Annotated in this window: 8 protein-coding genes; 6 read left to right on the plus strand and 2 right to left on the minus strand. The window is 46.5% G+C overall.

What is annotated here, in order from left to right; all coding sequences use genetic code 11:
• Nucleotides 1–49: 49 nt before the first annotated feature.
• Nucleotides 50–2578 (minus strand): Ig-like domain-containing protein, encoded by a 2529-nt coding sequence (locus NST07_RS08715; protein WP_342481388.1) that lies wholly within the window; start codon nucleotides 2576–2578, stop codon nucleotides 50–52.
• Between the two features lie 183 nt (nucleotides 2579–2761).
• Between NST07_RS08715 and NST07_RS08720 the strand changes: the two genes are divergently transcribed.
• Together NST07_RS08720 and NST07_RS08725 are read left to right on the plus strand one after the other, a co-directional pair.
• Complete coding sequence (locus NST07_RS08720; RefSeq protein WP_341091143.1) at nucleotides 2762–3652, plus strand: AraC family transcriptional regulator; 891 nt, start codon at nucleotides 2762–2764, stop codon at nucleotides 3650–3652.
• 160 nt (nucleotides 3653–3812) lie between these two features.
• Nucleotides 3813–4196, plus strand: a complete 384-nt coding sequence (locus NST07_RS08725) for a hypothetical protein (protein ID WP_341091144.1) — start codon at nucleotides 3813–3815, stop codon at nucleotides 4194–4196.
• 236 nt (nucleotides 4197–4432) lie between these two features.
• Here NST07_RS08725 and ilvD read toward each other — a convergent pair whose 3' ends face one another.
• A complete protein-coding gene (gene ilvD / locus NST07_RS08730) occupies nucleotides 4433–6118 on the minus strand; it encodes a dihydroxy-acid dehydratase (RefSeq protein ID WP_341091145.1) in 1686 nt (561 codons plus the stop codon).
• Between the two features lie 549 nt (nucleotides 6119–6667).
• Between ilvD and NST07_RS08735 the strand changes: the two genes are divergently transcribed.
• From NST07_RS08735 to NST07_RS08750, 4 genes are all read left to right on the plus strand, one after another.
• Nucleotides 6668–7621: a glycoside hydrolase family 43 protein gene (locus tag NST07_RS08735; RefSeq protein ID WP_342481389.1), complete on the plus strand. Its 954-nt coding sequence runs from the start codon at nucleotides 6668–6670 to the stop codon at nucleotides 7619–7621.
• 446 nt (nucleotides 7622–8067) lie between these two features.
• Nucleotides 8068–9813: an extracellular solute-binding protein gene (locus NST07_RS08740; RefSeq protein ID WP_342481390.1), complete on the plus strand. Its 1746-nt coding sequence runs from the start codon at nucleotides 8068–8070 to the stop codon at nucleotides 9811–9813.
• 11 nt (nucleotides 9814–9824) lie between these two features.
• Nucleotides 9825–10724, plus strand: coding sequence for an ABC transporter permease subunit (locus NST07_RS08745; protein ID WP_038588178.1), 900 nt, complete (start codon nucleotides 9825–9827; stop codon nucleotides 10722–10724).
• A 15-nt stretch (nucleotides 10725–10739) separates the two neighbouring features.
• A complete protein-coding gene (locus NST07_RS08750; protein ID WP_341377783.1) occupies nucleotides 10740–11675 on the plus strand; it encodes a carbohydrate ABC transporter permease in 936 nt (311 codons plus the stop codon).
• Nucleotides 11676–11706: the final 31 nt, after the last annotated feature.

Consider the following 11706-nt stretch of genomic DNA (forward strand, 5'->3'; position numbering starts at 1 on the left):
CAGAAGATCACACTATTTAGCGTTTATTCATAGCATCCTCGGATACAGCCTATTCGCCAATAGGAGTGAATTTATTCTCCACAGTAATATTGGAGAACTTTGCATAGTTCAGTTGCTCAATTACATTTGCAACATCATTGCTGTCAACGGCAAATCCGACATATACCGAACCTTGCATAACGATTGTCCGCTTGCCGATCAGCGTCCATTTTTTTCCGTCTATAGATCCATAAGCATAGAAAGTATCTCCTTGACGGCCAAGTTTAAGCCAATAACCTTGTTCCACACCATTAATCTTGAACGGAATATCCGGAAGTAGTTGAATCCCGGCTTTTTCGGCAGCAGAAGGGCTGTCTAAAGTTTCGGTCAATACATCAAAATCTCCGCCCTTAAGGTTTCTTCCCGTCAGATAAGATGACCAGGCGGTAGCTTTAAATAACTTCACCCAGGAGAGGCCGAGGGCCGTAGCAGCACTGTCTTCTTTCAAGTCATCACGGATCATCAATCCTGTGAAGGCGTGGTTGTCAACGTCTCCAATCTTCTCCAGCTTCGCGGTAACCGCCATATCTCCATTCATCTCTTTATACACAAAGTGAAAGTCGTCTTTGGCCGCATTGTTCGCTTCTGATCGTTCAAGGCTGCCTTCGCTACTTCCAAGCTTTCCGTTTCCTTTAACAGTAATTACATCGCCTGTCATGCTTCCGGAACCTTTAATGTCCGGATTGCCGATATCTTTGGAGGTCCAACCCTTGCCAGCCAAAGCAGAGGAGGAGGTATTGACATGGATATTAGCGGCAGTGGTTTGTGTCTCATTTCCTTTGGTATCCGTGACTCTTGCAGAGATATAGTAGGAAGCATCCTCTAGTCCCTTGATCGCATAGGTGTAAGTGTTGCCTTTCTTCACTGCATCTCCAAGATATTTAGATCCATTGTATACAGCAACCTTCTTTATTTTGTGTCCGAATTTGGAAGAAGCTTTGATTTTAACCCCGATCTCTTTCCCTAAGGCAAACTGGGCATTGTTCCCTGGTGCCAAGAGGCTAGCTTCAGGGTTTTCGGCAACATGGTCCATACCGGCAAGACCGTTTGTATAAAGTTCAAGCCATGTATAACCGCTTTCTGTAATTGTTTTATAGGCATCCTTGATGCCCCAGATATTATTCTTCTTTTCCCACTTGTCGTCTATACCGTTTTGATTGGTGTCAAATTGATCCTCTCTCTGTTCTTCTACGACACCAAAGGCCGAGATGTATCCACCAACCTCATGTTCCGTGTTGATATATCTTCCCGAGCCTTGCTCTACTTCCGCAACAATTCTTGCATCGACAGCGCCGCGACGCGGATAGGTAGCTCCCGCTTGTTGCAGAATGCTTTTCAGTAACGGTTGGTTAGCAGGTTTTACACCGGAATTAACGTAATCATCAAATGCTTTATTGGTAGTACCGTGATTTACTCCCGTACTGTCCGCCGAAAGATACGGCTTGCTTACTAAGTTCGTCATTTGGTCACCGCTGTTGTCACCGGAAAATTTCACAGTATCAGAGGATTCATTCAGTAATCCAGTAAGCTCCCCGTTGATTCGGTTCCCGGCGATGTAGAAGCCGCCAAGCTTCTTGGATTCCCCGGCATCAATAACCCTTTGAGTCACGTTATCTCTTGTACCTGGACCGGCAATTTCGATATTATTCATAAAATTAGTAAAGGTAAAACCCCCGCCATAAGTTCCATTAAAGCCCCAATTATAAATTATATTGTTGGAGAACTGAACAACTGCGACATGCTCTGCATCCGCAGCACCTGCATAACCGCCGCCCAGCCTTGGATTTCGCGAGGTGTGGTTCGCGTACAGATTGTGATGGAACGTTGTTTTATCTCCGCCTGAAATACCGCCGTAGCCATGTCTTCCTTTGGTATGCCCGGACAGAGTCAGACTTTCCGAAATCATTGACCACTGGATTGTACCGTTTTCGCCTCTGTATAACGATAAGGTTTCATCCGTGTTCCAGCTGAAGGAGCAATGGTCAATAAGGAAGTAGTTGTTGTCCCTTCCCCAAAGCGCATCCATCGAATCGCTGCCGCTAAATACATTGGTGGCACCCGGACGGAAAGAGATATAGCGAAGAATGATGTTTTCCGAATTGCTGATATCGGTATCCCAGCCCGCAATTGTAATTCCGTTGCCTGGGGCGGTTTGCCCGGCGATGGACAGGTTTTTGATATTGTTGAGCTGCAGGGTGCTCTTCAGTTCAATCGTTCCGGAAACATGAAAAACAATCGTACGCCCCTCTTTAGGCGTAGATACAATCCCATACCGAAGCGATCCTTCAATCGGTTTGTCATTGACAGCGTAATCTTTGAGGGTGGTTACGATATATACATCGCCCCCCCGGCCGCCGCTGGTATAGGCGCCGCCACCTTCTGCGCCCGGAAAGGCAATAATTGAGGCACCTGTAAAAATCTTGTCTCCGTCTGCCTGTCCTGAGGCATCAAGAGGCTGGATTCCTAAAAATAAAAACGCTACCGAAATACTCGTGAAAACGGCTAAAACCTTGTTGGATCTTTTACTCTTTCTATTCATCTTTTGACGTATAACATGGATGCAGCCTTATCTTGAGGCAGTGCTCCTGTTATACTTCCTCCTTTCAGTCAAATGTTGTGGGTACTTACGTGATTTTTTGTTTCTTTTTACTGCAACAAGCAGACTACTGCTAATACTTTAAAACTTTTAGGCCACATTTACCTGCCAAAAAGAAATTATTTTGTGCCAACTATTGCTCTTAGTTCTTGCGCAGAAGAGCAGATCCATATTATGTTCTTAGTATTGCAGAAATTTCACTGCTTGGTATTCCGTGACGATAGGGAGGAAGACATGAATATTAAATATCAGCATCGTGACCAGGCGTTTCATTCCTTTATTTCAACCAATAACACCTATCCTCTTCATCTGCATAAAAATGTAGAGATCACGATGGTTTTGTCCGGCAAAATCAATATCAGCATCAATGGCCAAGATTATGTTTTGTCTGAGGGGGACATGGCGATCATTTTTTCCAATCAACCTCACAGCTACAAAACGATAGAGAAGAACCAGATCCTGCTGATCTTTTTCGATGCCACATTTCCGGGGGATTTCACGGGGGAGTTGTTTAATCATGTCCCGGATAACCCTGTAATCCCCAAGCATCAGATGCTTCCGGGCCTGCTGACAACCTTGTATACACTATATAAAGAACAATGTGACAATCGTTTGCTCAAGGCTTACACCTCTGTAGTACTTGGGCACGCTTTGCCATTATTGGTAATGAAAAAAGTAGACTACAAGAAAGAAATGGACCTCATTCCCAAAATTCTCGCTTATATCGACATTCACTTTTTAGAGCATATAGATCTGGATACGCTTTCAAAAGAGCTTGGTATCAGCAAGTTTATTATTTCCCGCATCTTTTCTGAACAGTTCCACATCTCTTTTCGGGATTATATCAATGGGCAGCGGGCAGCCTTTGCCCACATGTTGCTGTTATCGACTACCCATCCGGTCACTGATATCGCGTTTGATTCCGGATTCAACAGTTTGCGCTCATTCTATCGTGTTTTTAAAAAGGAATATGGAATAACCCCTAATGAATTCCGCCGAAAAGTATCCGGGGAGTGAAAATAAGATTGTAGTCTGGGTGTGGCCGAGGATAAGGTAAGGTAGAGGTTAACGTGGTGCTGGTGTAGAAGATAAGTTATGAAACCAATCTAGGAGTTGGAGGTATGGACAGAGAAGAATACGTGTTTCATAAATGATACTTTAGTAAAGGATAAAGCAAATGACAATAAACAAAAAAAGTTCGAGAAAAATTGTGGTTAAAGCAGAAAGCTATATTTGGACGATTTCACCAGACAGCGGATATGTCATTATGATACCGGAACATGAAGCTTTTAGAGGGAGACGATTTGAAGTTTATATTGCTTCAGATATTGATAGCTTTTGGGTAAACTTCCCTAATACAGAACATTTGAACATGAAAGTTGTTAGACCTAAAGATGTTGAGTTCTTTATCGGTCAGGCACTTGAACAAGGATGGATTCCAAATGAAAAACGTGCACCAATTGTCTTTGATTTCGATGGTAAACTTCTGAAGAGAAGGATGAACTATGCCGCATTTACGCTGCCTCGCATTCACGATACATCGTGGAATGAGAGGCAGTAGTGCACCTGAATCCGCCGCTTTTATGCTACACGGTGAAATGAGAGGTAGAAGTGCATTTGAATCCGCCACATTCACGCTATATGGCGGAATGAGAGGCAGAAGTGCACCTGAATCCGCCGGATGCGGATTACATACAGAAATGATCGAATGAGGTAAACAAAAGAGCAGTCCCACATACGTAGTGGGGACTGCTCCTTTTGTCGGAACTATAATTAGGCTGATGCCTTAAAGCTTGATTAGATCTTCAACACGCCGCCCTTGCTGGCGTTGGTAACAAGCTTGGAGTAGCGGGCCAGATAGCCTGTTTTGACTTTCGGCTCGAACTCTTTCCAGCCGCTGCGGCGGACTGCAAGGACTTCTTCCTCAACCAGCAGTTCGATCTTGCGGTTGTTGAGGTCCAGCTCGATGATGTCGCCATCTTCGACAAAAGCGATCGGACCGCCTTCAGCCGCCTCCGGAGAGATATGGCCGATGCTGATGCCGCGGGACGCGCCCGAGAAGCGGCCATCGGTGATCAGGCCGACCTTGGCGCCAAGACCCATGCCGACGATCTGCGAAGTCGGTGCAAGCATTTCCGGCATGCCGGGACCGCCCTTCGGTCCTTCATAACGGATAACCACGACATGGCCTTCCTTCACTTTGCCGTTCGCGATGCCTTCCAGCGCTTCTTCCTGAGAATCGAAGCAGATTGCCGGGCCTTTATGGTAGCCGCCTACAGAGGCGTCAACAGCACCGACCTTGATGATGGAACCTTCCGGTGCAAGGTTGCCGTAAAGCACGGACAGACCGCCAACTTCGGAGTAGGGGTTGTCCAGCGTATGAATAACCGTGGTATCTTGAATCTCATGTCCACGGACATTTTCAGCCAGCGTTTTGCCGGTAACGGTCATACAGTCACCGAAGATGGCGCCCGGTTTCTTCAGCAGCTCGTTCAGCACGGCGCTTACGCCGCCTGCCCGGTCTACATCCTCGATGAAGATATCGGAGGCCGGAGCCAGTTTGGCCAGATAAGGCACGCGGTTCGCTACTTCATTGATGCGTTCCAATGGATAGTCGATGCCTGCTTCCTGAGCCAGTGCCAGCGTATGCAGTACGGTGTTGGTGGAGCCGCCCATCGCCATGTCCAAAGCAAAAGCGTTGTCCAGAGATTCCTGGGTTACGATGTCGCGCGGTTTGAGATCCAGCTTGATCAGCTCCATGAGCTGGGTCGCCGATTTGCGGACAAAATCTCTGCGTTCTTCCGCTACAGCCAGGATTGTACCGTTGCCCGGCAGCGCCAGTCCCATCGCTTCCGCAAGGCAGTTCATCGAGTTGGCGGTGAACATGCCTGAACAGGAGCCGCAGGTCGGACAGCCGTATTGTTCAAGCTCCAGCAGCTCAGCATCATTGATCTTGCCGACCTGATGGGCGCCTACGCCTTCAAATACAGAGGTAAGGGATAACTTCTTGCCTTTGCTGTCTACGCCGGCCTTCATCGGGCCGCCGCTGACGAAGATAGTCGGGATGTTAACGCGCAGTGCGCCCATCATCATGCCCGGGGTGATTTTATCACAGTTAGGAATGCAGACCATGCCGTCGAACCAGTGGGCGGACACAACGGTTTCCAGCGAGTCGGCGATAATCTCGCGGCTTGGCAGCGAATAGCGCATACCGATATGGCCCATCGCAATTCCGTCATCTACACCGATCGTATTGAATTCGAAGGGAACGCCGCCAGCTTCACGAATGGCTTCCTTAACAATTTTGCCGAACTCCTGAAGATGCACATGACCCGGAACGATATCAATATAGGAATTGCAGACCGCGATAAACGGCTTGCCGAAATCCTCCTCTTTTACTCCGGCTGCCCGCAGGAGACTGCGGTGTGGAGCCCGGTCAAAGCCTTTTTTAATCATGTCTGAACGCATTTTCTTGGCTGCCATAATGAAATTTTCCCCCCTGAAAAGTTTGTTAGCTTCAGCTTCCGTGAATGTATCCAATCTCACTACGGAAGTTTTCGCCTGATGTCGTATAGTGTCGCATTAACGCATCACAATCCCAAAAGCTGCGTGTCTGCGGTTTATAGATAGAACGGGGTCCAGCTTCTTAAAAGAGAAGGAGGGCGAAGCCGTTTCTATAAAAAAATAAAACCGATTAAGCTTAAACGGTAAGCTGCCATGAATAGCAGCCAGCCATTGTTATTAGTGAGTCTATCACAAAAGGCCTCTTTTTTCTACCGGACAATGTGAAGTTTGTCAGATGACGCAATGGGCCGGGGGGCGCAGAAAAAGCCTATCCCCGGAGGGGGAGGTATTATTTGGAAGTGCATCCAGAGGGGATTGTAATCCGGAAGAAGCTGACGGACAAGCGGGATTGTATTTTCCTCCCACTCTAGACAACTTAAGGAGACCTCAGTAAGATGGTACTTAGCTTTTTATGGGAGGTGCTGGAAGATCCGGGATTATCCATCATATCACTGAGGAGGAAAGAAAATGTCACAGCGTACAACCTTTTTTAATCCGATTGCAGCAAGTTCAGCTGACCCGTGGGTATTCAAACATACCGATGGCTGCTACTATTTCATGTCTACCCGCTCCAAAGGTCTGGAACTCGCCAAATCCAGTACTTTGACCGGTCTTACGGAAGGCCGTAAGAAATTAATCTGGTCTCCCGAACCGGGAGGCAGCTACAGCTACAACCTGTGGGCGCCGGAGATTCATCACTTGGATAACAAATGGTATATCTACTACACTGCCAATGACGGCGGAGGCGATGAGTCGCGCCGGATCTGTGTGCTGGAGAACGAACAGCCTGATCCGCTGGAAGGGGAGTGGGTGTGGAAAGGCGCGCTGCAGACACCTGTTCCTGGCTTGGATGGTACGGTGATGAGACTGCGGAATGAGCTGTATTTCCTGTATGCGGGATATGGTCATTTCCCTGAGTACGGATCAGCTGTTTACATTATGCGGATGAGCGATCCCTGGACGGTCGCAGGAGAACATCGTCTGCTCACCGCTCCAACCTTGTCTTGGGAGAAACAAGGCGGTATGGCCATTAACGAAGGCCCGGTGATCCTGCAGCGCAACGGCCGCATTTTTCTGGTATATTCGGCGAGCACAACGTGGTCTGAGGATTATGCACTGGGTATGCTCACAATGAGCGAAGCTTCTAATCCTATGGAACCGCTATCATGGGAGAAATCCATGCTGCCTGTATTTTGCAAAAGTGTGGAGAACGGGATTTATGCTACCGGACATAACAGCTTTACCCGATCACCCGATGGCCGGGAGGATTGGATCGTCTATCATGCGCTTCCTGCCGCTGGAGCGGATGTATCTTTACGAGCCACCCGAATTCAGAAATTCGGGTGGAAGCCGGATGGAACACCGGATTTCGGGGTTCCCTATAGCGATTCTCATGCCTTGACCGTCCCGTCGGGTGAGTAAAGCCTAGGATTAAACAAATATAAAATCAAGATAGAAAAGGCCATTTGTTACAATAATACTGTAACAAATGGCCTTTTCATGCGAATTGAAGTGCAGAAAACATTTTGCTGTGAATAACCGACTAAACAGCCACTTATCGAGCTTTATCAGGTGTTCCATAGGCTGTTTAAACCTTTTTTCATTGAATAACAGTCTGGTAGGCCTGATTATTTGTTTAATTGAGATTTATAATATTACAAAAATATTGTTTGAAAGCGTTGACATAGAAGATTAACATCCTTATAATTCGACTTAAGATACAGAAAAGCTGTATCAATCATATGATTTTTATGTCTGATCATTTTACAGGTAAAGGGGAGCAATTGGCATGATGCAAAGGAGCGTGGTTTCAAACGTTGGGTTCGCCTAAGATATTGCGGAACTTATTTTATAGTGGGAGGTTAAGTATGAAGAACAATACAAAGCGTCTGTTAAGTCTTTTATTTGTATTAGTACTGATCATTTCGACTGTAACAGCATGCAGTGGCAATAAGGCAGAAGATGGGGCCGGAAGTAGCAGTAACTCCAACAAAGAGAACACATCCAATGCACAAGACCCGGTTGCTTTTAAAGATATCAGCGGAGACATACGCGGCAATAAAGCACCCACACAGGAGCAAACCGACGAAGTGAATCATTCCTTGAATGATACATACCTCGGCGACATTTATGATGAAGTGATTCCAAGCGATTATTCAGCTTATCCTGTTAAAGGAGACGTTGTTCTGGATGTCTGGATGCCTGCAAATTCCAATATCCCGGATATGAACAATCATGTGGTCCAAAAACAGGTGGAGCAATTAACAGGAATCAAGGTGAATTTCATCACGCCGCCAATCGGCCAGGAAGCCGACGCCTTTACTTTGATGATTTCTTCAGGTGATCTTCCAGACATTATCATTGAGCCGGGACGTTATCCCGGAGGCCTGGAAGCAGGTGTAAATGATGGCGCTTATATCGATCTGACAGATCTGATGGAAAAAAATGCACCAAACTATACGAAGTGGCGCAATTCCGATGAATCGAGAAGAAAAACTACAGTCACTGACGACGGCAAGCTGCTGGGCTTTTACGGGATCGCCCCGTATTCCGAATGGACCTGGTTTGGAACGCTGATTAAGCAGGAGGCGCTGGACAAAACAGGGCTTGAAATTCCGAATACGATTGATGAATGGCATACCTTTTTGACCAAAGCAAAGGAAGCCGGCTACAAAGCACCGCTTAATTACGGGTCCTCTTACGGTCAAATCTTTACCGGCATCATTAATGGTGCATATGGAGTATGGGATTGGACCTTCCTCGATAAGAACGGCAAAGTGGCCTGGGGACCGGCACAGCCGAAAGCCAAAGAGTACCTGTCGACCATGCAGCAATGGAACAAAGAAGGACTGCTTAACCCGGATTGGGCAACGGCTGACTTTAACCAAAGAATGGCAAGCGCTATTTCGGGGGACACCGCTGTGATGATGGATTCTCCGGATACGATGTGGAGCTACTGGAAAGAACAGAGCAATATCGACTTTGTGGGAGCACTGAATCCGGTTCTGAGCAAGGGGGATAAATCCGCCACCACATACAAGAATTTTAAAAGGGCAGGGACCGAAGCTGCGATCACTACCCAAAGCGAGAATGTGGAAGCAGCAATGGCCTGGCTCGATTTCAATTACAGCAAAAAGGGCTGGGAACTGATTAACTTTGGCGAATACGGAAAGGTACATCTGATAGATGAGACGGGAATGCCTTATTATCCCGAGGACAGTTATATCTTTAAGGACCCTGAAGGTCAGCCGGTATCGACTACTTTATATAAATACCGCATGCATAGCTGGCCGAATATCCGTGATGAGCATCATGCCAACCCGCTGATCGCCACCAAAGGAAGCTACTCCGGCGATATCCGGAAATTCTGGACTGAAAATATGGATACCAGCATGGCAATGCCGCCGATTTCCTTTACCAAAGAGGAAGCCTCAAGGGAAGCCGAACTTGGCAACCAGCTGTCGACACTGCGCGGAGAGTATTTTGCAAAAATCATAATGGGTGAAATGCCGGTTGATGCCTATGATAAATTTTTGAAGGAAGCTCAGAGTATGGGACTGGACGAATTTTTAAGTATCCATCAGGCAGCCTTGGATCGATATAACAAACGATAGGTGGTTGTTTCATGATCCAGAAGGATTTGAAGAAGAACTGGTTTGTCTATCTGTTGGCTGTTCCTGTAGTTGCGTGGTTTCTGATCTTCTGCTACGGGCCCATGTGGGGAGTTCTGATCGCCTTCAAGGACTTCAAGCCCTTGCTGGGGTTTAGCGAGAGCGACTGGGTAGGGTTTAAGCATTTTATTGATTTTTTCCAAGGGCCGTATTTTTGGAGAGTCGTTAAGAATACCCTGCTTTTGAATGTTTGGGGGATCGCATTCGGATTTACCGCGCCGATTATTCTAGCTTTAATGCTGAATGAAATCCGCGGGGCCAAGTTTAAGAAAACCGTTCAAACCATTACCTATATGCCTCACTTTATTTCGCTGGTGGTTGTGTGCGGGATCATTCATATTTTTGCCGCAGATGAGGGGATCATTACACAAATCCTTCAATTTGTAACAGGAAAAGAGTACTCCTCACTGCTTGGCTATTCTTCTTTCTTCCGGCCGATTTATACGTTTTCCGGCATTTGGCAGAGCATCGGCTGGGACAGCATCATTTATCTCGCCGCGATGAGCTCCATTGATACTTCGTTATATGAGGCAGCTGAAATTGATGGCGTAGGACGGATAAAGAAAATGTGGCATATTACGCTGCCTCAGATCAGTCCGGTCATTATCATTCTTTTTATTTTTGCAATCGGCGGGTTAATGTCATCCGGTTACGAAAAAATTATCCTGCTGTACAATCCTCTGATCTACGATACTGCTGATGTCATTGCATCCTATGTTTACCGCCGCGGCTTAAGAGAAGCCAGTCTCAGTTATTCTACGGCCGTGGGATTAATCAGTTCGATCGTTAACTTCGGGCTGCTGTGGATGACCAATAGAATAGCCAAACGCAGATCCGAGGTCAGCTTATGGTAAGAAAGAGGGACAGCCATGAAAGATAACCTGCAGCCTAAAAAGAAAAAAATCAGGAAGCATAGATCCACAGGGGACAGAATATTCGATTTCGTCCTGTATGCCTTATTAACCGCATTAACGCTGGTGTGCTTTTATCCTATCCTGCATATCTTGTTTGCTTCCGTCAGCGACCCGGGCTCCTTAGTGGCTCATAAAGGAATTTTGCTGAGACCGCTGGGATTCACTTTGGACGGCTATAAGCTGGTGTTTAAAGACAACAGTCTGATCAACGGGTACAAAAACACGATTATCTATGTAGGGTTAGGCACGTTAGTCAATATGATCATGACCATACTGGGTGCCTATGTGTTATCCAGGAGAGATTTATACTTCAAAAACTTTATCATGATCCTGATTACGATCACCATGTTTTTTGGCGGAGGGCTGATTCCCTGGTTCTTATTAATGAAGGATATCGGCTTATACAATAATTTGTGGGCCATGATTTTGCCAAGCGCTTTAAGCACATGGAACATCATTATCTTACGGACCAGCTTTCAGGCCATTCCGCAGGAATTGGAAGAAGCGGCTACGATTGACGGGGCAAGCCAGGCCCATATTCTAACGAAAGTCATTCTGCCCTTGTCCAAAGCCACGCTGGCCGTAATCTTTTTATACTACCTTGTCGGGAATTGGAACTCCTGGTTTAATGCGATGGTGCTGCTGAAAGACAGAGAGCTGTTCCCGCTGCAGTTATTAATGAAGGAAATATTAGTAGCCAATGACGCAACCGCAACCTCGATCGGCAGCGCAGGTGGAGTAGTCATCGACAGTGCGCAGAGCCAAACGGCTTTCCGCGAACTCGTTAAATATTGTGCGATTGTCGTTTCTACGCTTCCTATATTAATGGTATATCCTTTCCTGCAAAAATACTTTGTTAAAGGGGTTTACGTAGGTTCGATCAAAGGATGAGGCAATAGACTATATAAAATGAAATGGAAAT

Source organism: Paenibacillus sp. FSL L8-0340 (assembly GCF_038593145.1).
Classification (GTDB): Bacteria; Bacillota; Bacilli; order Paenibacillales; family Paenibacillaceae; genus Paenibacillus_AQ.

What these genes read in the sequence shown, in the direction of transcription:
- NST07_RS08740 (WP_342481390.1), top strand. Translation starts at nt 8,068, where the DNA reads ATGAAGAACAATACAAAGCGTCTGTTAAGTCTTTTATTTGTATTAGTA.
- NST07_RS08725 (WP_341091144.1), top strand. Translation starts at nt 3,813, where the DNA reads ATGACAATAAACAAAAAAAGTTCGAGAAAAATTGTGGTTAAAGCAGAA.
- ilvD (WP_341091145.1), bottom strand. Translation starts at nt 6,118, where the DNA reads ATGGCAGCCAAGAAAATGCGTTCAGACATGATTAAAAAAGGCTTTGAC.
- NST07_RS08715 (WP_342481388.1), bottom strand. Translation starts at nt 2,578, where the DNA reads ATGAATAGAAAGAGTAAAAGATCCAACAAGGTTTTAGCCGTTTTCACG.
- NST07_RS08735 (WP_342481389.1), top strand. Translation starts at nt 6,668, where the DNA reads ATGTCACAGCGTACAACCTTTTTTAATCCGATTGCAGCAAGTTCAGCT.
- NST07_RS08750 (WP_341377783.1), top strand. Translation starts at nt 10,740, where the DNA reads ATGAAAGATAACCTGCAGCCTAAAAAGAAAAAAATCAGGAAGCATAGA.
- NST07_RS08745 (WP_038588178.1), top strand. Translation starts at nt 9,825, where the DNA reads ATGATCCAGAAGGATTTGAAGAAGAACTGGTTTGTCTATCTGTTGGCT.